Source organism: Vibrio vulnificus NBRC 15645 = ATCC 27562 (assembly GCF_002224265.1).
Taxonomy (GTDB): Bacteria; Pseudomonadota; Gammaproteobacteria; order Enterobacterales; family Vibrionaceae; genus Vibrio; species Vibrio vulnificus.
In genome coordinates this window covers 2,910,347-2,934,727 of record NZ_CP012881.1, presented here as the reverse complement: position 1 = coordinate 2,934,727, position 24,381 = coordinate 2,910,347, and the positions used below count along the sequence as shown (strand labels likewise).

Genomic DNA, 24,381 nt, shown 5'->3' with positions numbered 1-24,381 from the left:
AAACTCAAAAACCTAAGATCAAATTTCCGATTGAGCCAACCGCCCTAACCTCGCGCTTGCCCGAAAATTGACTGAGGCAACTCTTAGAATTTTTAGCGCCAAAGAATAAGTGTCCGGAAAACAGCGCCAAACGAAGTCGACTTGCCGAGCAACACAAAACTCACAAGCCAAGGGAACAAAGAACAATCATAACCCACTGATTTTGCGTGATTAAGCATAACGCCCAATTAAGGGGTGAACAACGCCTTCCCCCATACCTAAAGCATTGTGCCATAAACACTAAAACTGAAGTAGAAGCAAAAGTGCCAAGCGTTGTGAATCCCTCTTAAATTGCTTGTTATAAGCAAAATTCACGTTCACATGCCATCAAAATCCCATTAGTTGAAAAGCTCCATGTTTTGTCTTTACTAACGTGCAATAAGCCTTCCGTATAGAAGTAATAATAGGCAAACAAAACAGGAATATGATGATGCTTATCTGTGAAGCAATTTGGCTCACGTTCCAGTGATTCTACGACTTGTTCTTCTGTAGCCTCAAAGACATATTTCATAATTTCTTCTATTTGCCATAAACGCAATGCGCTATCAGGCGGATTAATAGAGAAATTTGTATTACTAATTTCGCCACTTTCAATCCGTCTACACAGGTCTGGATCAATTGCCTTCAAGCTATCTTGAACTTTATATTGGGCTGTGAGTGTTTCGATAACACCATCATAATCATTTTCACTCTCAACACCGATTATATCTCTAAGAGTCACTACCTTTAGTGACTCATTTACAATATCAAGAGCCAACTTGTATTCTTTTAAATGTGTTTCCGTTGAGTTCTTATTCCCAACTTCGGCTTTCAACGATGATAAGTATGCTATCAATACATTCGCTGAATTTTTATTCAGTGAATAATTAGAACTACCTACGAAGTCAATAAGCCTAAAGCTAAGATCTTTTGAACGCTGTAGGCTAGTATCTGCCTTCTTTTCCTTCCGTTGCTCTTGAAAAAGGAAAACAGCCCAAATAAACACACCAATTGTAGCGCCTTTCGATGCGACATCTACAAATAGAGTAAAGCCACCATTTAAGTCATTAAAGACCACAGAAGCTCCTGAAAAAACGACCAAAATCCCTTGAAAGAGAAGAATTGATAGAAGTGTGATGATAACTGTCTTCATACTGTCCTTTTGCTTATAACGCCGCGTTAAGGGGTGAGTGCCGCATAAACCAAGTTTCCGCACACCACTTTCACCACCAAAACTCACTGCAAACCAAAAATGCCATGCGGCATGAATCCCTCTTAAACGCTTTGTTATGCAAATGTTCTAACGGCAAAACGTATCTATATACAAAGCCTCAACCTTGTCTCTCGCCCACTGTGTGCGACGCAAAAACTTGAGAGAAGATTTGATTGATGGATTGCTGTAAAAACAGTTAATTTGAATTTCTCTGTCTAACCCTTCCCAACCATAGTGCTCTTGTAAGCGAACAAGGATTTTCTCTAACGTTAATCCATGTAAAGGGTTGTTTGGCTGATCTTGGCTCATTGCTTTGGTCCTAATAATACCGCTTAGTTTGGACGCAGTTTACCAGAATGCTTTGGCCAGTTAGCCATTTTATTTACATCCAAAGCCTAAGACATAAGCACTGAGAAATGGGCTGATTTGAATATTTGCATAACGCCGCGTTAAGGGGTGAATGCCGCATAAACCAACTTTCCGCAGACCACTTTCACCACCAAAACTCACTGCAAACCAAAAATGCCATGCGGCATGAATCCCGCTTAAACGCCTTGTTATGCTTAAGCTTCAATGGCTTACGTTTTACTAAAAACAAGATTAACTCGACTTTGATTTACAAACAAAAACCAAAACGTAGGAAACCGAAATGAATCATAGTTTTGATATTCAGGTTCGGAATTTTGGCTAATCCAGTTTGAAGTTTGAAAACCTAGAAATGGATTTCTGATTGAGCCAACCACCCTAACCTCGCGCTTCTCCGAAAATCGATTGAGGCAACACTCAGAGTTTTCAGCACCAAAGAATAAGCGTCCGAAAAACAGCGCTCAAAAAAAGCCAACTTGCCGACAAACACCGAACTGAAAAGCCGAGGGAACAAAGAAAAAACCATAACCAACTGAGGTGAGTAGGCCACCGGAACCACCCCAGCAGCCTCTCGCAGAACCGTACGTGAACCTCTCAGCTCATACGGCTCCCATCAAGTAAAACTTCTTGCTGAACCAAATTTCCAGTGAGGAAACAATCTAGGGCATTGAGCCGATAGCTTATCAAAGAACGCTACGGTTCGACTTTTGTGACATTTTAGCGATTTGAATTTCCTTCTCGCCCAACGTACTAAAGTCTTGTTGAAGTGTCTGAATACCGAGTCTAATTCGCTTCGCCTGAACTTTCCGTAGTAGTTTATCCAACCATTCAGCATTGGACTTAACCATCTGCTTAATTGCTCTAAGCTGTACTGCGTTTCCTGGCGAACTCTTAGCTCTCTGATTTGCCTTCGCATGACTTTCTTTGCTGCCATACTGACCGCAGGCAGGAATCGATTATAGAGTTGACCTGTACGTTTACACTTATTTGTTCTGGCCCTGAAGGTATACCCTAGAAAATCAAATTGTTTATGCTCTATATGCTTACCTGACCCTCGTCTAATATCATCTTTGCAGTAAACAATCTTCGTCTTAATTGGGTGCATCTCCAGTCCGCACTCCTTGAAGCGCTTCGCTAGCTCATCCCTCAACTTCTCCGCTTTCGGCTTTGTCCTTGCATGGACAAGTCCATCATCTGCGTATCGACACCATGGGTTGTCTGGATAATTCTTCTCCAGCCATTTATCAAAAACATAGTGAAGAAATAGGTTGGCAAGCACTGGGCTTACCACGCCACCTTGTGGCGTTCCTAACTCTCTTTCTGTTTGCGTCCCATCTGCTTTCTGTAACGGAGCAACTAACCACCTTTCGATGTACAGTGTTATCCATTGATAATCCCGGCTCTGACTCTCTTCAGCGAGCTGAACATGTTTCTTTACCGCTTTCATCAACAAGTCATGACGAATATTGTCAAAGAGACCTTTGATATCAAACTCTAGTACCCAATCATACTGCCAACATCGTCTTCTAGTGACTTCTATCGCATCATGAGCAGATTTACCCACTCGATAGCCGTAAGAGTCATCTAGGAAGTGATGCTCGAGCATGATTTCAAGCTTGTCTCTTACCACAGTTTGCGCCACTCGGTCGCTGACCGTTGGGATACCCAATACCCTCTCTCCACCAGACTTTTTCGGTATACTTACCGCTGCGACCGGTGTGGGAAAGTAGGACCCCGATGACATTCTGTTCCATATCTTGTAAAGGTTGTTTTTAAGGTCTTTTTCAAAGTCCTCTATCGTTACTCCATCCACTCCGGCTCCGCCTTTGTTGGCTTTTACCTTCTCGAACGCAGTCATTACATCCCATTTGGATATTGCAAAAGGTTTTGGTTGTCCGTGCGACCTCCTCCTGCCTGTCGGCAGTTGAGTCATCGTTCCAACCGACTTGACGCAATCCCTTCGCTCCACGCTCATTACAAGCCCTTCATCACTACTACGAATTGCTCCGCCCCAGTATCACGCATCGGTACTCTCATACTCATGAATTTAGTCATTTATATTTCTTCCTTTACATCGTGATGACTGGTTCCCGTGGTTCCCACAAAGAGCCTAGTGCAAAGTCATGCCCACTTTACGCCGAGCACCGCACACCCAGCATTCGGAATTTACCGGTGTACTCGTCCTGAGATAATAAAACGACCTCAGTTTTGATGCTGGTTCTAATTAACGACGCGTCCACATGGGTTCGGGATTACTCATCTCCTTGCACTCTACCTTGCCAGAATTCTATTCTGACTTTCCTTCAACGCTTCTGACCATTACTCTTAATAACAGCCACTTGAAAGTGGTTTAGAGCCGACTTCCGACAGCAGACTCTGGAGGGCCTACCTCCATCTCTTCATGAGCTTATGCTCATTCTCCTGTTTACCTTCCTTAGATAACAGGATCCTGTGCCCACGGCACACTTTTACTTGATTAAGCATAACGCCCGCTTAAGTGGTGAGCAACGCAATACGATGCTTCTGCAAACCGCCTAAATCACTAAAATGAACGCATGGTAAAAATGCCACGCGTTGCGAATCCGTCTTAAAGCGTTTGTTATGTGCCTCGTCCACACCAAAGCTCGAAAATGTCATTTTCCTCCTCAATTGCTATAGAGCAATTAATGTCATCCACTGACCATTTGTAAATAAGCTGCCCATGAATTTCGGCTACTTTTAAGTCAACATCTTGTGATAATGCTGCCTCTACTTGACCATTCGTATAATTGAAACCTCTCTTTGAGCACTGAATCAACAACTCATTTGTTGGCTTTTGATATACAGCATCACATCCACCAACTTGATTGGGAAGATTTTCGAGAGACGAGACAAGATCTGAAATTGGAATTCCTGACACAGATTCAGAAGAGATAAAGAAGCCCACTGATTCACTCTCGGTTTTAACTCGCCCATCACACCCTGTGACTACGACTGCCACGAACAAAACAGCCCATTTAGTATATCCATTCATGCGAAAATTTATCCTATGAGACACATAACGCCCTGTTAAGGTGTGAGCAACGCAATACCGATGCCGCCGCATACCACCTTAAACACCTAAACCAACGCATAGTATAAATGCCACGCGTTGCGAATCACTCTTAAACAGTTTGTTATAGCGATTTATTCACAACACTTTTTATTCTTTTTTCCAGAGCCACAGTAACACTGATCATTTCTACCAGTATGCTTTTTGGCTAAATTTAAGATCGCTGGATACAGTAAAGATGCTCGCAAATGAAACTGCTGTAAGTCGGACGCAGCTACAAAACCCTTACTATTTAGCCTCAATTGATCTTGCTCAACTTCAATCGCAATGTAGTCTTTTAAAGACTGGTCGTCGATCAGAGCTACAAACTTAGTCGGAAGAAAATTATCATGAATTAAATCTTCCACCGAGCTGTCCGGAGCAAACTTTAATAAGCCAGAACGATATTCATTTGGTGTAACGCAGATCAATGAGTTGTCAGGTAACTTAACAACAGCGTGAGCGGTCATTTTAATTGCTATATTGCCCAGGCAAGAAAAAATCCACCCTAGCTGTACACTACCACCATGTCTTTCAATATAAGAGTTGACGTTGTTTAAGCAGTTTCTAGGCAATGCAGCTACATCAGGGCTTACTCGAACCTTTATCAAGTCTTTCACCCCGAGTTTCTTCAGTAAGACACTACTTAAATCTGGTAAATCAAAATACTGCAAGCTAATACTCCTAGCTACACAAGCGCTATAACGCCCAATTAAGGTGTGAGCCACGCGACCACGACACTAAAATTGAACGCCGTAAACACTAAACTTAACCCAAGCCAAAAATGCCAAGCGTGGGGAATCACTCTTAAATTGTTTGTTATGTGTTGCCTATTGAAGTCTGAGTTTTCTAGCTTTTTCAATAATTTCAATAGGTAAACGATTAGAACTAATAATCATATCCAAAGCATCGTATTCGCGGTGATCATTGAATATACGCCTAGATTGCGATATTCGCGTAATACAACCAGACTCTTGATAGCCCTCAACCGCTATCAAGTGCTCAATCAAGTCTTCTTTTGACCAGCTTCGATCCTGAAACAACTCGTAGTATTTAACAAAACACTCTTTGCCGATTGATCGTAAGCTACGATCCAACTGCTTATCATCCATAGTGCTACCTGCTAACAAATTTCCCTTAACAAGTATGGCAGATAGCCAACAAGACACATAACGCTGCGTTAAGGGGTGAATGCCGCATAAACCAAGTTTCCGCAGACCACTTTCACCACCAAAAAACACCGCATACCAAAAATGCCACGCGGCATGAATCCCACTTAAACGCTTTGTTATGCAATTGGGTTAGGGTATCTTGAACCCTTTAGCACAGACACTTCAGTTTCTGATAATTCAACATATGAGAATTTCAACTTATCTTCATATAGTGGGACTTCAAATATTCCTCCGAACTCACGAACAGCTTCCGGACTAAACATAAACGCAAACGAATTTTTCAGATGCTCAGTCACCTCTTGATAATCAAAAATCAAATAATTCATTTCAATAATAATTTTCTCAGTTTGCTCCAAAAATGAAGATAATTCATAAAAACTCATGATTTGTGAGAATTCTTTGAAATTTGGGTAAAAGAACTCCTCACCCCCATATGGGCTAACGCCACTAATTTTTTTCATTATCTCATTGTGCGCACAGTTTCTCTTTTCAATCATTGACATTAGATTATGATATCGCAATTCCAAATCTGTATACGTAATCACATCCAGCGCTTTATAACGCTTACCTTTCATCTTTTCCTGATTCAGCATAGCTTTTATTAGAAAGTTATATTTACTGTATTTTATCCCTGTATGTAGCGTTGTAACGGTAAGTTCTGGCACCTGGAGTCCGCGAGTAAACCTTGAGTCATTAACCGTAACTTCATTACAAAGATCGCATAATTTTCTTATTGCCAAATAACGAGAGGAAATTATTTCGAGAAATTCGATATAGTCATCTAGTTCTTCTCGACTCTTTTTTTTCTTTTCATTTATATCCATGTTATGAAATGTAGCCATAGCTGCTAGACACATAAGTAGCAAACTAGCCGCTAAACCTTCGATGAGATCGTTTTCAGTAAAAAGCGCAACTATTAGAAGTAGTATCCAAAAAGGGAACCAAAGCCAAAAATTTCCATATAGGAAGTTGGTATTCTTCATAATATCCTCATAAATTGCATAACGCCGCGTTAAGGGGTGAGTGCCGCCTAAACCAACTTTCCGCAGACCACTTTCACCACCAAAATTCACCGCATACCCAAAATGCCACGCGGCATGAATCCCACTTAAACGCCTTGTTATGCTTAAGCTTCAATGGCTTACGTTTTACTAAAAACAAGATTAACTCGACTTTGATTTACAAACAAAAACCAAAACGTAGAAAACCGAAATGAATCATAGTTTTGATAATCAGACTAGGAATTTTGGCAAATCTGGTTTGAAGTTTGAAAACCTATAAATGGATTTCTGATTGAGCCAACCGCCCTAACCTCGCGCTTACCCAAAAATTGATTGAGGCAACTCTCGGAATTTCCAGCGCCAAAGAATGGATGTCCGAAAAACAGCGCTCAAAACAGCCAACTTGCCGACAAACACCAAACTGAAAAGCTGAGGGAGCAAAGAAAAACCATAAACCACTGATTTTACCTGATTAAGCATAACGCTGCGTTAAGGGGTGAGTGCCGCCTAAACCAAGCCTCCGCAGACCACTTTCACCACCAAAATTCACCTCATACCCAAAATGCCACGCGGCATGAATCCCTCTTAAACGCCTTGTTATGTTTAAGACACAAAGGGTTGAGTTTGCGATACCAAGAGCTTAACTCGACTTACCTTTGCAAACCAAAACTAGACGCTAAAAAGCTGAATTAACTCATAAATTTAGTTTTAATGACTTTGAGTTTTAGCGTGAGAAACAGAAAACTTGAGCTCAAACTTAAAACTAAGGCAGCTTCATTCGACTCACAAGCGCACTGAATTTCAATGAGGCAATTCTCTGAATTTTTCGCGCCCACGAATAGGAGTCCAGAAAACAGCGACCACTAAACGTAACTTGCCGACAAGACCAAAATTAGAAAGCTGAGAAAGCAAAGAAAAGATGCAACCGACTGATTTTACGTGACTAAACATAACGCCGCGTTAAGGGGCGCAGGCACGCAATACTAAAGCTACCGCACAGTGCCGTAACCACCGAACCCAACGCAAACCGAAAATGCCACGCGTGCCAAGTCCCTCTTGAACGCTTTGTTATGTGTAATTTAAGGGCAATCTTGTGCTACTTTGGGTAACTCAACTTTATCTAAACCAACTCTAGCACCACAATAAAAGACGTACTCAGAACAATGATGATTAGAGTCCTTTATTGTCAATGAGTTATCTTTAAAGGAGAATTCTAGCTCACAATTAATGTTGTATTCGGCCTCACTGTAGCTATAGACGAGTTTATTGTCGACATAGTTCATTTGCAGTGGCCCACCAACGCCTTCAATCGGAGAAGCAATATGGCAAACATGAAAATTAGCCCCCCAAATCAGACCCTCGACCGAGTAGTTTCCAGCAGACCTTGAAATTTTTACGTAAGTAGACTGAATCTCTGACTCTTCAGATGAAAAACTGGTTATCTCATCAGCAACCAAATAACACCCTTCAATTGATTCAGCATACACATAAGGCACACACAGCAAACCTAAAACAGCTGCGAATTTTTGCATAGTATCCTCATTACACATAACGCCCAATTAAGGGGTGAACAACGCCCCCACCAAACCTAAAGCATTGTGCCATAAACACTAACTTTGAAGTAGAAGCAAAAATGCCGAGCGTTGTGAATCCCACTTAAATTGCTTGTTATGTTTAAAACTTAAAGCGTCTTATAAACTCAATAACAGCACCACTTAAAAGTGCTGCTGAGATATCGTTTGTAAGAACGTAAACCAAAATATCGATAGCAATATTGATTGCTACCCAGATCGTGTTATAGCTTAACTTGAGCTCAGACAATATTGGCAGGTTTTCTGGATTGGCAGAATATAGTTCCTCTCCAGCATCACCTTGCTCCATAATTAAAACTTGATATTGACGAAAATACTTCACTTCTAATAGTTCAAGTATCTGTGGTTTGAGGTACTTATTAATCAAAGTTGCCGGAATGAAATATTCTAGCGCTCCCTTGTAGCCACCCACTACAGTATCATCTCCTTCCCAAGTTATAGATTTTGTCTGATATGATGAAACTGACAAAATAATATCAATAACTTGCTCTCCTAAGTAGGACTCAAGCAGAGTTAGCTTTAACCACGTTAAAATACCAACATCTAAGCCTGAATTCCTAAAAAACACTTTTGAAAAGATTGAGTCTCTCACCAATTACCTCATTAAACATAACGCCCGCTTAAGGGGCAGCCAACGCAACTGCCAACTTGCCGCATAACTTCGTAATCAAAAAAACCAACGCATTGTAAAAATGCCACGCGTTGGCTGTCCCTCTTGAAGCGTTTGTTAGCCGACACTCTCAACGTGAAACCTCGATGCTTCGAATTGATGTTACTATACGCAGCTCAATACCAACAAAAACCAGTGAGAAATTATTGATGTCAAATCAAAAACCACTGCTAGATCAAGTCATGCTAGCTTTCCAAGTTATACCTCGACTAAAAGAAGGGAATAACTTTGAAGTCGTCGATAAAGCTATTGAGGTTGTCAAAGCCTCTGGTGTCCCATTTCAAGTGAGTGCGATGGAAACCACTTTAAAAGGCGAACTAAACCAACTGCTAGAGATTGTAAAAGCTGCGCAACAAGCTTGCTACGATGCGGGTGCTGTCGAGGTGATTACCAACATCAAGATTCACAGTAAAACTGAAGCTGCTACAGACACATTCTGTACTTACGACAGAGGTGTAACTAAAGCTAACCACATGTTCGTAAATAACTAATTCTTATGCCGTCACCTGAACATTCAGCGTGACGGCTAACGCCCTGTTAAGGGGTGAACAACGCAATACCGAAGCCACCGCATACCGCCTTAAACACTAAAACCAACGCATAGTTAAAATGCCACGCGTTGTGAATCCCTCTTGAACAGTTTGTTAGTTGGCAAACCCAAAACATTGATTTTACGTTATTTTAAACTTTTAAAACAACAAACTTTATGTGCATTGATGCACTTTAGTCAGGCGTAGTCTCAAAGCGGCTACTCAATGAAACCACTTGGAATTTTCAACGCCGCAGAAAACGAACTCACAACACCCAAAAGCGCTTTTGGAAAACCAATCTCACAATGCGGACTTTCAACAAAGTCGCTGAAACCACGTAGAATTGACCACACTAAAGAAAACGTCCTTTCAGCAAGTAAATCAGCTTTTAAAACGACAAATTCAAAGAGCAAAGTTTCAGCAAGAAAGTACAACTCAGTTACCCAAAAAGTCTCAGAGCCAAAGAACAAGTCAACTAGTGCAACGATGCCAATTTTGGATTTTTACCGAGCTGATTAACACTGAGTTCGAACGCCGATACGACAATTTTAACTTTAAGCTTTTACCGCTAGATCTTGCGATATAGCTGCGTTTTCCCTCTTGCCAACTAACGCTGCGTTAAGGGGTGAATGCCGCCTAAACCAACCTTCCGCAGACCACTTTCACCACCAAAACTCGCCGCATACCAAAAATGCCACGCGGCATGAATCCCTCTTTAACGCTTTGTTAGGTTAATCGTTTTTCTGCTAATTGTCCGCGCTCGCCAATCTCACCCACATCAGTCCAACCATGCTTATGATAGAAACTAACTGCTTGTAAATTAGCAGGTGTATAGCGCAAGTGAGCATACGCACATCGCTCGTTTTTGAACTGAGCGAATATAAAGTCTTCTAGCTCACTACCTAAACCTTTATTGCGATATTCTGGTAACAAATACAGTAAGTTAATGTAGCCGAACTTCACTCCTTGTTCATCCAGCAAGCCATTTCGGAATTCTATTTGACCTATAACCTCATTGTTTTTGAAAACATGATAAAAGCCAGAATTGTCAAATGTGTTTAGCTTTGTAAACCACGCTTTAGTCTCGCCGACATTAAAGTTAGTGTCATCTCCAAAACTTACGAAATGTGCATCACGACGAAATTGAACACACAAATCGAGAGTACCCTCCGTTTCAATATTTACGGGGACAAATTCCATTTATTACTCCCTACGTTGAATAGATTAACCTAACGCTGCGTTAAGGGGTGAGTGCCGCCTAAACCAACTTTCCGCAGACCACTTTCACCACCAAAATTCACCGCATACCAAAAATGCCACGCGGCATGAATCCCACTTAAACGCCTTGTTATGTTTAAGGCTCAAAGGGTTAAGTTTGCGATACCAATAGCTTAACTCGACTTACCTTTGCAAACCAAAACCAGACGCTAAAAAGCTGAATTAACTCATAATTTTGAATGTTCTGACTTTGAGTTTTAACGTGGAAAACCGAAAAGCCGGGCTTTAACTTTGAAATCAAAATCACTTCACTCACCTCGCCTACACTCTGCATTTCAATGAGGCAACTCTCTGAATTTTTAGCGCCCACGAATTGGAGTCCAGAAAACAGCGACCACTGAAGTTAACCTGCCGACAAGACCAAAATTAGAAATACGAAGGAACAAAGAAAAGATGCAACCAACTGATTTTACGTGACTAAACATAACGCTCTCTATACATCTACTTGTAGGTATAATCGCCCACGCTACCGCATCCTCGAAGATGAAGATAATTCGCATGCTATCACATAACCATATGAAACAAATATCAATTTTGGATGGAAATACATGTTAACGATCCCAATTAAGTATCAATGTGTAGCCTAATTTTTTTATCCTGCTAAAAATGAATAACTGTATATAAAAACAGGCACTCATCAGGATGAAAAATCAGTTTCTCTTAAGTGTTCAAGATCATATGAGAACACGTCATTATGCGAGTAAAACCATACAAGCGTATATAAGCTGGATTAAGCAATACATTATTTTCCACAAAATGGCTCATCCTTCGACTCTGAATGAGACACACGTTGAAGAGTTTTTAAGTTATCTCGCGTTGGAACAAAAAGTGGCAGCAAAAACCCAGGCGCTAGCTTTGAATTCGATAATGTTTTTATATCGAGAATACTTTAGAACCCCATTAAGTAACGAGATAAAATTTCAAAAATCACTTCTAGATAGGAAGCTGCCAGTAGTCCTGACTAAGTCAGAACTCCGTTCCTTAATTCAGCACATTGACCCACGTTACAAACTGCACATCATGCTACTTTACGGATCAGGTTTGCGTGTCATGGAATGTGTACGGCTCAGGGTTCAAGACATAGATTACCACTATGGGGCACTGCGGATATGGCAAGGAAAAGGAGGTAAGAACCGGACAGTAACATTGGCAAAAGAGCTGTTCCCCATGCTTAAACAACAAGAAGAGTTAGCACTTCGCTACTATCAGAAGGACATCAACACACCTGGCTATTCTGGTGTTTGGCTGACACATTCGTTACAAAGGAAATATCGCGGTGCTGAAATGGATTTTAACTGGCACTATCTTTTCCCTTCAGAAAAGTTATCCATTGATCCCGAGTCAAACCTATTGCGCAGGCACCATATAAACGAACAGTCCTTGCAAAGAGCGGTTAAAAGAGCGGCTAAGGATGCGGGTATAGAAAAGACTGTCACGTGTCATACCCTTCGGCATAGCTTCGCTACCCACTTATTAGAATCAGGGGCTGATATAAGAACAGTACAAGAGCAATTAGGCCATTCTGACGTCAAAACGACACAGATATACACACACGTACTAGAGAGAGGTGCTGGCGGCGTGCTAAGCCCATTATCGAACCTTTAACTTTGAGGCATAAAAAAGGAGAGCCGAAGCTCTCCTTTCTCTTAACCTAAACTCTAATTAAAGAGCTGCTTTCGCTTTTTCAACTAGAACTGCAAATGCAGCTTTGTCGAATACAGCGATGTCCGCAAGGATCTTACGATCGATCTCGATAGATGCTTTCTTAAGACCGTTGATGAAACGGCTGTAAGATAGACCATTTTGACGAGATGCCGCGTTGATACGTGCAATCCACAGTTGACGGAATTGACGTTTCTTAGCGCGACGGTCACGGTAAGCGTATTGACCAGCTTTAGTAACTGCTTGGAAAGCTACGCGGTAAACACGTGAACGTGCACCGTAGTAACCTTTAGCTTGTTTTAAAACTTTCTTATGACGTGCACGAGCTTGTACACCACGTTTTACGCGAGGCATTATGTCTCTCCTAAACTAAACGATTATGAAACTAAAAAGAATTAAGCGTATGGAAGCATACGAGCAACTGCTGCTACTTCACATCTTGGAAGTAGAGAGTTTGGACGTAGCTGACGCTTGTTCTTAGTAGTACGCTTAGTCAGGATGTGACGTTTAGTAGCGTGCTTGTACTTAATACCACCAGCAGTTTTCTTGAAACGCTTAGCAGCACCTTTGTTGTTTTTCATCTTAGGCATGATGAATAACTCCGCATTGTAGTAGTTTAATAACAACGTAATTAGGGCGAATAAAACCCAGCCGCCTCTCAACGGCTGGGTTTTATTACTTGTAAGCCGTTAATTACTTCTTTTTAGGGGCAAGCACCATGATCATCTGACGACCTTCAATCTTCGTTGGGAAAGATTCAACAATGGCATGTTCCACTGTATCCACTTTCAAACGTTCAAGAACGTCTACACCGATCTCTTGGTGAGCCATCTCTCGGCCACGGAAGCGAATTGTTACCTTCACTTTGTTGCCTTCTTCAAGGAAACGGATCAGGTTGCGTAGTTTTACCTGATAGTCTCCGATATCAGTTCCAGGTCGGAATTTTAGTTCCTTGATCTGAATCTGTTTTTGCTTTTTCTTCTGCTCTTTCGTAGCTTTGCTCTTCTCGAAGAGGAACTTGCCATAGTCCATCACACGACAGACTGGTGGCTCGGCGTTAGGGCTGATCTCTACGAGATCCATACCAGCTTCTTCTGCTGCAGCAAGTGCTTCTTGGATCGAAACGACACCTACAGATTCACCGTCAGCGCCTGTTAAACGAACTTCACGAACGCCACGAATTTCACCGTTTAAACGGTGCTGGTTTTGTTTGACCGGAACTTGGCCACGTCTTCCGCCTTTAATAGTTTATTCCTCCAGATTGAGCTTACGGCTAGCGATTTGATCTTGGATGTAAGAAACAAAGTCATCCACTTTAAATTTACCCAAATCGTTACCTTTACGTGTACGTACTGCAATTTCGCCGGCTTCCATCTCTTGGTCACCGCAAACCAACATAAACGGCACACGTTTCAAAGTATGTTCGCGGATTTTAAAGCCAATCTTCTCATTTCTCAAGTCCGCTTTTGCTCTAATTCCACATTTTTGTAGTTTCTGGGCGATTTCCTGAACATAATCAGCCTGTTTGTCAGTGATGTTCATGATAACAGCCTGCTCAGGTGCCAACCAAGTTGGGAAGAAACCAGCATATTCTTCGATTAGAATACCGATGAAACGCTCAAGAGAGCCCAAAATTGCACGGTGAATCATCACTGGCACTAAACGCTCATTATTTTCACCCACATAAGTCGCACCTAAGCGATTTGGTAGGTTGAAGTCGAGCTGAACGGTACCACACTGCCACGCACGACCTAGGCAGTCGAATAGTGTAAATTCAATCTTAGGACCGTAGAATGCGCCCTCGCCCTCTTGGATCTCGTATGCGATGTCCATAGATTCTAGGGCCTGCTTTAGCGCTTCCTCAGATTGATCCCAAATTTCATCGCTACCGACACGCTGTTCAGGACGCGTAGACAGTTTCACCGCGATGTTATCAAAACCAAATGTTTGGTACGTGTCGTAAACCATCTTGATACAGTTGGTCACTTCATCTTGGATTTGGCTTTCTGTACAGAAGATGTGTGCATCATCCTGAGTAAAGCCGCGTACACGCATGATACCGTGTAGCGCACCCGATGGCTCGTTACGGTGACAAGAGCCAAACTCCGCCATACGTAGCGGTAGATCGCGGTACGATTTTAGACCTTGGTTAAAGATCTGCACGTGACCAGGACAGTTCATTGGCTTGATAGCGTATTCACGGTTCTCTGAAGAAGTAGTAAACATCGCATCTGCGTATTTATCCCAGTGGCCAGAGCGTTCCCAAAGTACACGGTCCATCATTAACGGGCCTTTTACTTCTTGATAGCTATATTCTGTGAGCTTCTCACGAATAAACACTTCAAGATCACGGAATACAGACCAACCATTGTGATGCCAGAACACCATGCCCGGTGCTTCTTGCTGCATATGGAACAAATCGAGCTGTTTACCGATCTTACGATGGTCACGTTTTGCTGCTTCTTCTAGACGAGTTAGATGATCTTTCAGCGCTTTCTTATCGTGGAAAGCCGTACCGTAGATACGTTGAAGCATCTTGTTGTCGCTATTACCACGCCAGTACGCGCCAGCCACGTTCAACAAAGTAAAGTGCTGACAGAAGCTCATGTTAGGCACGTGTGGGCCACGACACATGTCGATGTATTCTTCATGATGGTAAAGACCAGGGCGATCGTCACGTGATACGTTTTCATCCAAGATTTCCATCTTGTATGTTTCACCACGAGCTTCAAACGCGTCACGCGCTTCCTGCCAGCTTACTTTTTTCTTGATAACCTGATATTTGGTTTTCGCCAGAGCTTTCATGCGCGCTTCAATCTTTTCTAGATCTTCTTGCGTCAATGACTCTTCCAAATCGATATCGTAGTAGAAACCATTGTCAATGGTTGGGCCGATAGCCATTTTGGCATTTGGATAGAGTTGCTTTAGTGCGTGACCAAGTAGGTGAGCACAAGAGTGGCGAACAATTTCTAGACCATCAACTTCATCTTTCGTAGTGATGATCTCTAAACTTGCATCTTCTTCGATGAGATCGCATGCATCAACACGTTGGCCATTCACACGGCCAGCAATGGTTGCTTTCGCAAGACCAGGGCCGATAGATAGCGCGACATCCATCGTTGATACTGGGTTATCAAATTGACGTTGACTGCCGTCAGGAAGAGTAATAATAGGCATTTTGATTCCTTTACAGTGGTGTTGCACACCAAGCAACACGTGTTCAGTAATTACGCTTTGAAAATCAATATATTAATAATCAAACATAAATAAATTTAGATTCTGCTACAGGCTTTAGTACAAATACGGATGCACCTGCGCCTGAAGCGAAACATTGTAAACGATTAGACCTAAATCACAATGATTAAAAAATTTTTCTTGTCAGCAACTACACGATTTGTAAGCAGAATTGTTTTTTCTTCCCAAGGAGAAAGCCGACTTGCCTCTTGCACAACTCAATTCGCGCAGTAATCTAACAAAAAGCAATGAGGTTATTTCAGTAAGATCATATAGATATGGATAAGACTATTCTTTCTTTATCATTGAGCGGAGCTATATTACTTACCATTAGCGGTGATATCTACGCCGATGACTTATATGGACCAACGCGGAGTTACGCACAATCGCCGATGCAGTCAAACGCGTTAAGCAATGTTTTGAGAAACGCACGTTCATTGCCTGATGACTCGATAGAAGCTTACACCTCTCTCACTGCAGCAAGCGTTTGGGCGGAAACCAATGATTACATGTTGGATTACTATCACAATCAATTGGAAGTCGGCGCGAGATGGCAAGTTAACAAACAGTGGCAATGGGAGCTGAACTATCGCTGGACGTTTGCTGCGGACAACCATTTAGATAACCTTACGATTGCATTCCATGATTTTTTTGGTATCGGGCAGAATGGCAGAGACACGGTCGATAAACACCGTTTTTATGTCTCCATGCCAGAATACGGTGTTCATGAAGAAGGATTTGAAGGGGAAACGCTCAGCAGTGCCATATCCACTTATGTGCAATATCAACTCTATCAAGATCAACATCACGCCTTATCTGTGGGAGGGAGCCTCTATTACAACGATGTAAACAGTGGGCCTTTCGAAGGCAGTAGTTTTGAACAAGGTTTACAACTCAATTACGGTTACCAAAAGGAGCAACACGCAATTTATGCAATGTTTGGTATGACTCATCGCAACAAAGAAGTCTCAATTGCAGATATCCCCTACCGTAAAGACACGCTCGCTTTTGCGACCGGGTACCGTTATGCCTTTACTCGTCAGCATCACATTCTCGCGGAATACCATATCTATCAGGGAGCGACTGAAGGGCCTGATGATTTTTCAGACCCGTCAAATGAGTTTGTGCTGGGCTATCGTTATGTGATGGACAGTTCAGCGCTCGAAGTTTTGATGATAGAAAACGCCAGAAATATGGACAACAGTACCGATATCGCGTTTACATTTGGATATCGCTATCTCTTCAAATCGCGCGCTGATTAAGTACATATCACGAACGGTTAGGCACTTAATACTGGCGCGATAGCTTGCGCGACTTGCGAGTCCGTTGCGTTTAATGACAGAGAGAATGAACGGTACTGATCCCCAGCTAAACTGAGCGAACGATCAATTTCCGCTAAGCAATGCACCACACCACCCTCCAGAATAAAAGATAACTCAATCTCTTTACTGCCTAGGAAACCATTGCTACGAAATTCGAGCTCTTGATAACAACCAGAGCGCGACGCAAAATTTTGCCCGCGAAGAAAACCTTTCTCGACATCCGCTTTCACCATGTTAAAACCAGCGCTAGTGATTGCGGCAATCACTTTTTGTACCACTGGCAAAGGTTTAACATCAATAAAGTCTCGGTCTCGCGGGTCTATCGCAAACTCAATGTCTAATGACGTTTCCAGCCAAACATGGCATTGGTTTTTCAATGCGTTCACTGCGGTGACTGGCGTTTCATCGTGAAGTTTTAACTCAAACGCCACGCTTTTTTGCTCGCCCGCTTGAATGATAAATGGCTCTACGGCTTGAATTTTGTCGATGGTGAAGGTTTGATAGCTCACGCCATTATCTGATTCAACTTTGACCTCCGTGTTGAGCTTGACTGTAATTGCGTCGATTTTCTGCTCAACATCACCGCCTTGAATATGCACCTGACCTTTTAGAGTTTGCCCTTGCTGCACGCTCATTTCATCAAGAATTGTATCGACCTTCGCCGCCCCAATACCCAAAGACGCTTTTAACTTCTTAAACATACCTTTCCTTTCTATCTTTGTACTATTTCAGTCGTTTTTGTTATCTGATTCTGTTTACACAACCCTACTTAAACCTGCAAGAAAATTAACTCACCTCGCTCGTAACAATGTGTTTCACCACAAAATGTGGCGATGAAGTTGCATTTTCAACGTTAATTACGCACTATTTGTATAGTCAATTAGAGGAAAGATTATGCCATCACCGCTGTATATTCAGATCAAACAGTTTATTGAAAGAAAAATCGACAGTGGCGAGTGGCACATCGGCTTTAAGATCGCGACTGAACTAGAGCTAACCGAGCAATTTGGCGTTAGCCGTATGACCGTCAACAAAGCCATTCGCGATTTGGTCAATGAGGGGAAATTGCAAAGGCGACCCCGTTTAGGCACGTTTGTCTGTGATAAACCAGAAAAGGCGGAATCTCCACTGCTCGATGTGCGTAACATTGCTGAAGAAGTGGTCAATCGCGGCAAGACGCATCACAGCAAAGTCATTCAACAGTTGGTCCTCAAAGCGGATGATACGATTGCAACCAAACTCGGTGTAATGCTGGGCACCAAAGTGTTTTACAGCGAAATTATTCACTATGAGGATAAGGAGCCTATCCAGCTCGAGTTGCGCTGGGTTAATAGCCTCTATGCACCCCGCTATTTGCAACAAGATTTCACCCAAATGACCCCCAATCACTATCTTTCCGAGAACTGCCCTTTGAGTGCGATGGAACATACGGTTGAAGCCATCATGCCCGATACCCGTATTCGCCAAGAGCTCAACATGAAAGTCAATGAACCTTGTCTGCTGCTCAATCGTCGTACTTGGAGTGAAGACAAACTCGTCAGCACGGCGCTGCTGTATCACCCGGGTAATCGCTACAAGCTGAGCTCTAAGATTTTGTTGTAATTTAGAGTATCACACTTCGATTTGATCACATTTCAGCAACATTCACCTTGTCACAACGGTTATTTTCTCCTATTTATTTGTATATACATTTAATCAATACAAATCATTGGAACCTTAATCATGGATCTGTTGCTGACCAACGCACGCCTTGTCACTTTGCAATCAGGGGAAATGGGTTATCAACCCAGCACGCCGATGTCGATTGGCATTAAGGCGGGGAAGATCCATTATCTCGGTAATGACACGGCACTGGCTGCTACTAAGCAAATGGATCTAAAAGGTAAGCTGGTGACTCCCGGTCTTATCGACTGCCACACACATCTTGTTTACGCGGGTAATCGGTCCAACGAATTTGAAATGCGATTGCAGGGAGTTCCCTATCAAGAAATCGCTCGCCAAGGCGGGGGCATTCTTTCTACCGTTTACGCGACACGTCAAGCCAGCGAAGCGCAGTTACTCGAACAAACGCTACCGCGTCTTGATGGCTTGCTTGCCAGTGGCGTCACGTCGGTTGAAGTCAAATCGGGCTATGGATTAACACTGGTTGATGAAATCAAAATGCTGCGAGTGGTAAAGTCCTTATCACAGCATCGATTGGTGAAGGTCACACCAACACTGTTAGCCGCCCATGCCATCCCACCTGAATTTACTGGCCGTGCGAACGACTACATCGAGTTTATTTGCCAAGAGATCATCCCACTGGTGGCAGAAGAACAGTTAGCCACCAGCGTCGATGTATTTTGCGAGTCAATTGGGTTTGATTTGGCACAAACAGAAAGAGTCTATGCCTGTGCTGTCGAGCACGGCCTGCGCGTTAAAGGGCACACAGAGCAACTGTCAAATTTGGGCGGAACCGCTTTAACTGCTCGTTATCAGGGGCTTTCTGCTGACCATATTGAATTTCTTGATCGAGCCGGCGTCGAAGCACTTGCCCGTTCATCAACCGTCGCAACCCTATTGCCCGGCGCGTTCTATTTTCTGCGTGAAACCCAATTGCCGCCGATTGAACTGTTGCGTCAGTTTGGTGTGCCCATGGCCGTGGCCAGCGATGTTAACCCCGGCACCTCACCATTTTGTGATTTAACCTTAATGATGAACATGGCTTGCACCCTCTTTCGCTTAACGCCAGAAGAGGCTTTACGTGGCGTCACTCAGCATGCGGCGCAAGCACTAGGCTATGCGGACAGCCGAGGGCAAATCAAAACAGGTTACGACGCGGATCTCGCCATCTGGCAGATCGAGCATCCCGCCGATCTCAGTTATCAAGTCGGAACTCAGCGTCTCTTTGCAAGAGTCGTTGATGGTCAATTCGAGCAGCACAAGGAGTGTTGTGATGAGTAAACATTTTTTTCTTCATAATGAATTTCATTGGCAAGGTCGTCACGATGCAGAAGATGGCGCCGCGGGTTTGCGCGTTCATCATGTGGTGCAGCCGATCGATTATACCCATATCGGTGAAAAACCTTATGGCGTCGCCTTGCTTGGCTTTGCCTGCGATGCGGGCGTGGCGCGTAATAAAGGCCGTATTGGCGCAAAGAAATCACCGGATTTGATCCGTCGAGCTTTAGCCAACTTAGCGTGGCATTCGCCACAACCGCTCTACGATTTGGGCACCGTTGTGTGCGATGACGACCTGCTGGAATCAAGCCAGCAGCACTGCGCCAAAATCATTGCAGATGTCCTTCCGAGTGCTCCTGTCATTACCCTAGGTGGTGGCCACGAAGTGGCATGGGCCTCCTTTTCGGGTTTGGCACGTTATTTTGAACAGCATCATCCAGAAAAAGCCCCAAAAATTGGCATCATCAATTTCGACGCGCATTTCGACTTACGCGCCTTTTCAAGTTCACAAGCCGATGTCAAGCCAAGCTCCGGCACGCCTTTCAATCAAATACAGCACTATTGCCAGCAACAAGGCTGGGATTTCCATTACGCTTGCCTTGGTGTGAGTAAAGCGAGCAATACGCGCGCCTTGTTTGAGCGCGCCGAGCAACTCAACGTGTGGTTTGTTGAAGACAAAGATCTCGGCTCGGTGAATCACGACTATCACCTTACTCAGTTACAGCATTTTATCGACGACTGCGACTATCTCTATCTGACGATTGATTTGGACGTTTTCCCAGCAGCCACCGCGCCAGGCGTAAGCGCTCCGGCGGCAAGAGGGGTCAGTTACGACAACTTAGCGCCCTTTCTTGATCGTATCCTCGCGCACCGTGACAAATTAATGTTGGCCGATATTGCCGAATACAATCCGACTTATGACGTCGACAGCCAAACCGCGCGGCTAGCGGCCAGATTGTGTTGGGACATTGCCAACGCCATGAACGACAAAGTTGAACATCAATAAACAGAACAACAATCAGGTGAGCCAATGAGTTCACCGCTACGTGAAATTAAAGGAGTCTTACAATGACACAGAGCCAAGGACAAGATCCTCGCCTAGACACCAGCCGAACCATTCGCGCCCCTCATGGCACCACGCTAAGAGCCAAGTCATGGTTGACCGAAGCGCCATTGCGCATGCTGATGAATAATTTGGATCCTGATGTGGCTGAGCATCCGCACGCTTTAGTGGTGTATGGCGGTATTGGGCGTGCTGCACGCAATTGGGCATGCTTCGACAAGATTGTTGAAGTGCTTGAGCGTCTTGAGGACGACCAAACGTTGTTGGTTCAATCAGGTAAACCTGTGGGTGTCTTCCCTACGCATAAAAATGCACCACGTGTGCTGATCGCCAACTCTAACCTGGTTCCTCATTGGGCGAATTGGGAACACTTCAACGAACTCGATAAACAAGGCTTAATGATGTACGGCCAAATGACCGCGGGCAGTTGGATCTACATCGGCTCCCAAGGCATCGTACAAGGTACTTACGAAACCTTCGTCTCTGTCGCGAAAAAACACTTCGCTGGCAATGCGAAAGGTCGTTGGGTACTTACTGGTGGACTTGGCGGCATGGGCGGTGCGCAGCCGCTTGCCGCTACGATGGCTGGCTTCTCGATGATTGCCGTTGAATGTGACGAATCACGTATCGATTATCGCTTACGTACGGGTTATGTCGATAAAAAAGCAACCTCCCTTGATGAAGCGTTGGCCATCATCAAAGAATCTGACACCCCTATCTCTGTTGGCTTACTGGGTAATGCCGCCGATGTGTTCGCAGAATTGGTGGATCGCAACATCACGCCCGATGTCGTCACCGATCAAACCTCGGCACATGACCCATTGAATGGCTACTTACCGCAAGGCTGGAGCATGGCCTACGCAGCAGAAATGCGTCAGCAAGATGAAAGCGCTGTCGTCAAAGCCGCCAAACAGTCCATGGCGGTTCAAGTCAAAGCCATGCTTGAACTGCAAACTCGTGGAGCGGCCACGCTCGATTACGGCAACAACATTCGTCAAATGGCGCTAGAAGAAGGGGTCGAGAATGCATTTGACTTCCCGGGCTTCGTGCCAGCGTATATTCGACCTTTATTCTGTGAAGGCATCGGCCCTTTCCGCTGGGCGGCACTGTCGGGCGATCCTGAAGATATCTACAAAACAGACCAAAAAGTGAAAGAGCTGATTCCTGACAATCCTCATCTGCACAATTGGTTAGACATGGCCCGCGAGCGTATTCAATTCCAAGGTTTACCCGCACGTATTTGCTGGGTGGGTCTGAAAGATCGCGAACGCCTAGGCCAGGCATTTAATGAAATGGTGAAAAATGGCGAATTAAAAGCGCCGATCGTGATTGGTCGTGATCATCTAGATTCGGGTTCCGTCGCCAGCCCAAACCGTGAAACGGAAGGCATGATGGACGGTTCAGATGCTGTTTCTGACTGGCCACTGCTCAATGCGCTGCTCAATACCGCCGGTGGTGCGACTTGGGTATCACTCCATCATGGTGGTGGTGTAGGCATGGGCTTCTCGCAACACTCTGGAATGGTAATTTGCTGTGACGGAACAGAAGATGCGTCAGCGCGTATTGCCCGAGTGCTGCATAACGATCCTGCAACGGGAGTGATGCGCCACGCCGATGCGGGTTACGACATCGCCAAACAGTGCGCAGCGCAGCAAGGTCTTGACCTGCCGATGCTGAACGAAGAATTGAGCAAGTTGAAGTAAGGAATATGGATATGTTAAATCTCACGCTAAAGCCCGGTTGTCTTAGCTTAAATCAACTGCGTCAAGTCAGTCGTTCGCCAATTAACCTATCTCTTGATGCGTCCGCGATTCCAGCCATTGAAGAGAGCACTCAAGTGGTTGAACGAGTCATCGCCGAGGATCGCACCGTTTACGGCATTAATACTGGGTTTGGTTTGTTGGCCAACACACGCATCGCTCCAGAAGATCTTGAAACACTGCAACGCAGTATCGTTCTTTCTCACGCAGCGGGTATCGGCGAATTCATGGCAGATGAAACGGTGCGTTTGATGATGGTGCTCAAAATCAATAGCCTATCCCGTGGTTATTCCGGTATTCGTCTAAACGTCATTCAAATGCTGATCGATTTGGTCAACGCGCAAGTTTATCCTTGTGTACCACAGAAAGGCTCTGTTGGGGCATCGGGTGACTTGGCCCCTCTGGCTCATATGAGCACAGTGTTACTGGGTGAAGGGCAAGCACGTCACAATGGCAAAATTATCTCAGGCCTAGAAGCACTCAAAATAGCCGGCCTTGAACCGATCACCCTTGCGCCAAAAGAAGGTTTGGCACTTCTGAATGGCACGCAGGCATCGACGGCTTTCGCGTTGGAAGGTTTGTTTATCGCAGAAGATCTCTTCGCATCCGCCACCGTCTGCGGCGCAATGTCAGTCGAAGCTGCACTAGGGAGTCGCCGTCCTTTTGACCCGCGTATTCACCGTGTGCGCGGACACCGTAGCCAAATGGATTCGGCGATGGCCTATCGTCATCTACTGGACACCAGTAGTGAGATTGGCCAGTCACACAGCAACTGTGAAAAAGTGCAAGACCCTTATTCGTTGCGTTGCCAGCCACAAGTGATGGGCGCATGTCTGCAGCAGATCCGTAACTCAGCTGAGATCTTGTTGGTTGAGTCCAACTCAGTGTCCGACAATCCCCTCGTATTTGCTGAAGATGACGACATCATTTCTGGAGGCAACTTCCACGCAGAACCTGTTGCTATGGCAGCAGACAACCTTGCCCTTGCGATTGCAGAAATCGGCAGCCTCTCGGAGCGCCGCATGGCATTGCTGATTGATAGCGCACTCTCTAAGCTGCCACCATTTTTGGTCGATAACGGCGGAGTCAACTCTGGTTTTATGATTGCGCAAGTGACCTCGGCGGCGTTGGCAAGTGAAAACAAAACCCTTGCACATCCAGCGTCCGTGGACAGCTTACCCACGTCAGCCAACCAAGAAGATCATGTGTCCATGGCTACCTTTGCCGCCCGTCGTTTACGTGAAATGGGTGAAAACACACGTGGCATTTTAGCCGTCGAGTATCTCTCAGCGGCGCAAGGACTGGATTTCCGTGCACCGCATAAATCCTCGCCTCGCATAGAACAAGCAAAGCAGATGCTACGAGAGAAAGTCAGTTTCTACGATAAAGACCGTTACTTTGCACCGGATATTGAAAAGGCCAACTCCCTGCTGAAGCTGGCCGTACACAATGTGCTGATGCCAGAAGCGGTGTTACCGAGCGTTCTCTAA

The 24,381-nt window shown here is 44.3% G+C and carries 24 protein-coding genes; 9 read left to right on the top strand and 15 right to left on the bottom strand.

Annotated elements, in window-relative coordinates; all coding sequences use genetic code 11:
- Positions 1-337: 337 nt before the first annotated feature.
- The 9 genes from AOT11_RS23350 to AOT11_RS13465 form a co-directional block, all read right to left on the bottom strand.
- Positions 338-1,171 (bottom strand): hypothetical protein, encoded by an 834-nt coding sequence (locus tag AOT11_RS23350; protein ID WP_026050383.1) that lies wholly within the window; start codon positions 1,169-1,171, stop codon positions 338-340.
- Between the two features lie 147 nt (positions 1,172-1,318).
- Entirely contained in the window at positions 1,319-1,540 is a 222-nt protein-coding gene (locus AOT11_RS13520; RefSeq protein ID WP_017420735.1) for a VF530 family protein, read from the bottom strand.
- Positions 1,541-2,210: 670 nt separating this feature from the next.
- Complete coding sequence (ltrA, locus tag AOT11_RS13505; RefSeq protein ID WP_237342674.1) at positions 2,211-3,455, bottom strand: group II intron reverse transcriptase/maturase; 1,245 nt, start codon at positions 3,453-3,455, stop codon at positions 2,211-2,213.
- Between the two features lie 741 nt (positions 3,456-4,196).
- Positions 4,197-4,610: a hypothetical protein gene (locus AOT11_RS13495; RefSeq protein ID WP_017420634.1), complete on the bottom strand. Its 414-nt coding sequence runs from the start codon at positions 4,608-4,610 to the stop codon at positions 4,197-4,199.
- A gap of 152 nt (positions 4,611-4,762) precedes the next feature.
- Positions 4,763-5,341: a YecA/YgfB family protein gene (locus AOT11_RS13490; RefSeq protein ID WP_026050376.1), complete on the bottom strand. Its 579-nt coding sequence runs from the start codon at positions 5,339-5,341 to the stop codon at positions 4,763-4,765.
- Positions 5,342-5,497: 156 nt separating this feature from the next.
- Positions 5,498-5,779, bottom strand: coding sequence for a hypothetical protein (locus tag AOT11_RS23530; RefSeq protein WP_026050377.1), 282 nt, complete (start codon positions 5,777-5,779; stop codon positions 5,498-5,500).
- A 176-nt stretch (positions 5,780-5,955) separates the two neighbouring features.
- On the bottom strand, positions 5,956-6,912 hold the full coding sequence (locus tag AOT11_RS24245) for a hypothetical protein (RefSeq protein ID WP_017420633.1): 957 nt from the start codon (positions 6,910-6,912) through the stop codon (positions 5,956-5,958).
- A 1,007-nt stretch (positions 6,913-7,919) separates the two neighbouring features.
- Positions 7,920-8,372 (bottom strand): hypothetical protein, encoded by a 453-nt coding sequence (locus AOT11_RS13470; protein WP_026050566.1) that lies wholly within the window; start codon positions 8,370-8,372, stop codon positions 7,920-7,922.
- A gap of 142 nt (positions 8,373-8,514) precedes the next feature.
- A complete protein-coding gene (locus tag AOT11_RS13465) occupies positions 8,515-9,024 on the bottom strand; it encodes a hypothetical protein (protein WP_017420665.1) in 510 nt (169 codons plus the stop codon).
- 260 nt (positions 9,025-9,284) lie between these two features.
- Between AOT11_RS13465 and AOT11_RS13460 the strand changes: the two genes are divergently transcribed.
- Together AOT11_RS13460 and AOT11_RS23525 are read left to right on the top strand one after the other, a co-directional pair.
- A complete protein-coding gene (locus tag AOT11_RS13460) occupies positions 9,285-9,593 on the top strand; it encodes a thiamine-binding protein (protein WP_197467482.1) in 309 nt (102 codons plus the stop codon).
- Positions 9,594-9,857: 264 nt separating this feature from the next.
- Complete coding sequence (locus AOT11_RS23525) at positions 9,858-10,151, top strand: hypothetical protein (protein WP_153993834.1); 294 nt, start codon at positions 9,858-9,860, stop codon at positions 10,149-10,151.
- A gap of 207 nt (positions 10,152-10,358) precedes the next feature.
- Here the strand turns inward: AOT11_RS23525 and AOT11_RS13440 are convergent, their stop codons facing one another.
- Positions 10,359-10,832, bottom strand: a complete 474-nt coding sequence (locus AOT11_RS13440; RefSeq protein WP_017420663.1) for a GNAT family N-acetyltransferase — start codon at positions 10,830-10,832, stop codon at positions 10,359-10,361.
- 720 nt (positions 10,833-11,552) lie between these two features.
- Between AOT11_RS13440 and AOT11_RS13420 the strand changes: the two genes are divergently transcribed.
- Positions 11,553-12,515, top strand: coding sequence for an integron integrase (locus tag AOT11_RS13420; RefSeq protein WP_017421054.1), 963 nt, complete (start codon positions 11,553-11,555; stop codon positions 12,513-12,515).
- A gap of 57 nt (positions 12,516-12,572) precedes the next feature.
- Here AOT11_RS13420 and rplT read toward each other — a convergent pair whose 3' ends face one another.
- The 4 genes from rplT to thrS all read right to left on the bottom strand — a co-directional run bounded on the left by rplT (position 12,573) and on the right by thrS (position 15,749).
- On the bottom strand, positions 12,573-12,926 hold the full coding sequence (gene rplT, locus AOT11_RS13415; protein ID WP_004727974.1) for a 50S ribosomal protein L20: 354 nt from the start codon (positions 12,924-12,926) through the stop codon (positions 12,573-12,575).
- Between the two features lie 41 nt (positions 12,927-12,967).
- The gene (gene rpmI / locus AOT11_RS13410) at positions 12,968-13,162 is read right to left on the bottom strand and encodes a 50S ribosomal protein L35 (RefSeq protein WP_011080265.1); all 195 of its coding nucleotides are present in this window, start codon (positions 13,160-13,162) and stop codon (positions 12,968-12,970) included.
- A gap of 103 nt (positions 13,163-13,265) precedes the next feature.
- Positions 13,266-13,817 carry a translation initiation factor IF-3 gene (infC, locus tag AOT11_RS13405; protein WP_072599488.1) on the bottom strand — a complete coding sequence of 184 codons (552 nt, stop codon included), beginning with the start codon at positions 13,815-13,817 and terminating at the stop codon, positions 13,266-13,268.
- 3 nt (positions 13,818-13,820) lie between these two features.
- Positions 13,821-15,749, bottom strand: a complete 1,929-nt coding sequence (gene thrS / locus AOT11_RS13400) for a threonine--tRNA ligase (protein WP_026050562.1) — start codon at positions 15,747-15,749, stop codon at positions 13,821-13,823.
- 335 nt (positions 15,750-16,084) lie between these two features.
- Here thrS and AOT11_RS13395 point away from each other — a divergent pair, with 335 nt between their 5' ends.
- A complete protein-coding gene (locus AOT11_RS13395; protein ID WP_017421057.1) occupies positions 16,085-17,068 on the top strand; it encodes a DUF3187 family protein in 984 nt (327 codons plus the stop codon).
- 17 nt (positions 17,069-17,085) lie between these two features.
- Here AOT11_RS13395 and AOT11_RS13390 read toward each other — a convergent pair whose 3' ends face one another.
- Positions 17,086-17,829 carry a sporulation protein gene (locus AOT11_RS13390; protein ID WP_017421058.1) on the bottom strand — a complete coding sequence of 248 codons (744 nt, stop codon included), beginning with the start codon at positions 17,827-17,829 and terminating at the stop codon, positions 17,086-17,088.
- Positions 17,830-18,022: 193 nt separating this feature from the next.
- On the opposite strand from AOT11_RS13390, the gene hutC reads away from it, so the two are divergent.
- From hutC to hutH, 5 genes are all read left to right on the top strand, one after another.
- Positions 18,023-18,730, top strand: coding sequence for a histidine utilization repressor (hutC, locus tag AOT11_RS13385; protein WP_017421059.1), 708 nt, complete (start codon positions 18,023-18,025; stop codon positions 18,728-18,730).
- A gap of 120 nt (positions 18,731-18,850) precedes the next feature.
- Positions 18,851-20,071 (top strand): imidazolonepropionase, encoded by a 1,221-nt coding sequence (hutI, locus tag AOT11_RS13380; RefSeq protein WP_017421060.1) that lies wholly within the window; start codon positions 18,851-18,853, stop codon positions 20,069-20,071.
- Entirely contained in the window at positions 20,064-21,074 is a 1,011-nt protein-coding gene (gene hutG, locus AOT11_RS13375; RefSeq protein ID WP_017421061.1) for a formimidoylglutamase, read from the top strand. The genes hutI and hutG overlap by 8 nt, the downstream gene beginning before the upstream one ends.
- Positions 21,075-21,136: 62 nt before the next feature.
- Positions 21,137-22,834: a urocanate hydratase gene (gene hutU, locus AOT11_RS13370; RefSeq protein ID WP_017421062.1), complete on the top strand. Its 1,698-nt coding sequence runs from the start codon at positions 21,137-21,139 to the stop codon at positions 22,832-22,834.
- A 5-nt stretch (positions 22,835-22,839) separates the two neighbouring features.
- Positions 22,840-24,381, top strand: coding sequence for a histidine ammonia-lyase (gene hutH, locus AOT11_RS13365; RefSeq protein ID WP_017421063.1), 1,542 nt, complete (start codon positions 22,840-22,842; stop codon positions 24,379-24,381).

Bases quoted from the DNA above. Each gene is read 5' to 3' on its own strand.
- AOT11_RS23350 (WP_026050383.1), bottom strand. From the start codon at position 1,171: ATGAAGACAGTTATCATCACACTTCTATCAATTCTTCTCTTTCAAGGG.
- AOT11_RS13520 (WP_017420735.1), bottom strand. From the start codon at position 1,540: ATGAGCCAAGATCAGCCAAACAACCCTTTACATGGATTAACGTTAGAG.
- ltrA (WP_237342674.1), bottom strand. From the start codon at position 3,455: ATGACTGCGTTCGAGAAGGTAAAAGCCAACAAAGGCGGAGCCGGAGTG.
- AOT11_RS13495 (WP_017420634.1), bottom strand. From the start codon at position 4,610: ATGAATGGATATACTAAATGGGCTGTTTTGTTCGTGGCAGTCGTAGTC.
- AOT11_RS23530 (WP_026050377.1), bottom strand. From the start codon at position 5,779: ATGGATGATAAGCAGTTGGATCGTAGCTTACGATCAATCGGCAAAGAG.
- AOT11_RS13470 (WP_026050566.1), bottom strand. From the start codon at position 8,372: ATGCAAAAATTCGCAGCTGTTTTAGGTTTGCTGTGTGTGCCTTATGTG.
- AOT11_RS13460 (WP_197467482.1), top strand. From the start codon at position 9,285: ATGCTAGCTTTCCAAGTTATACCTCGACTAAAAGAAGGGAATAACTTT.
- AOT11_RS23525 (WP_153993834.1), top strand. From the start codon at position 9,858: ATGAAACCACTTGGAATTTTCAACGCCGCAGAAAACGAACTCACAACA.
- AOT11_RS13440 (WP_017420663.1), bottom strand. From the start codon at position 10,832: ATGGAATTTGTCCCCGTAAATATTGAAACGGAGGGTACTCTCGATTTG.
- AOT11_RS13420 (WP_017421054.1), top strand. From the start codon at position 11,553: ATGAAAAATCAGTTTCTCTTAAGTGTTCAAGATCATATGAGAACACGT.
- rplT (WP_004727974.1), bottom strand. From the start codon at position 12,926: ATGCCTCGCGTAAAACGTGGTGTACAAGCTCGTGCACGTCATAAGAAA.
- rpmI (WP_011080265.1), bottom strand. From the start codon at position 13,162: ATGCCTAAGATGAAAAACAACAAAGGTGCTGCTAAGCGTTTCAAGAAA.
- thrS (WP_026050562.1), bottom strand. From the start codon at position 15,749: ATGCCTATTATTACTCTTCCTGACGGCAGTCAACGTCAATTTGATAAC.
- AOT11_RS13395 (WP_017421057.1), top strand. From the start codon at position 16,085: ATGGATAAGACTATTCTTTCTTTATCATTGAGCGGAGCTATATTACTT.
- AOT11_RS13390 (WP_017421058.1), bottom strand. From the start codon at position 17,829: ATGTTTAAGAAGTTAAAAGCGTCTTTGGGTATTGGGGCGGCGAAGGTC.
- hutC (WP_017421059.1), top strand. From the start codon at position 18,023: ATGCCATCACCGCTGTATATTCAGATCAAACAGTTTATTGAAAGAAAA.
- hutI (WP_017421060.1), top strand. From the start codon at position 18,851: ATGGATCTGTTGCTGACCAACGCACGCCTTGTCACTTTGCAATCAGGG.
- hutG (WP_017421061.1), top strand. From the start codon at position 20,064: ATGAGTAAACATTTTTTTCTTCATAATGAATTTCATTGGCAAGGTCGT.
- hutU (WP_017421062.1), top strand. From the start codon at position 21,137: ATGACACAGAGCCAAGGACAAGATCCTCGCCTAGACACCAGCCGAACC.
- hutH (WP_017421063.1), top strand. From the start codon at position 22,840: ATGGATATGTTAAATCTCACGCTAAAGCCCGGTTGTCTTAGCTTAAAT.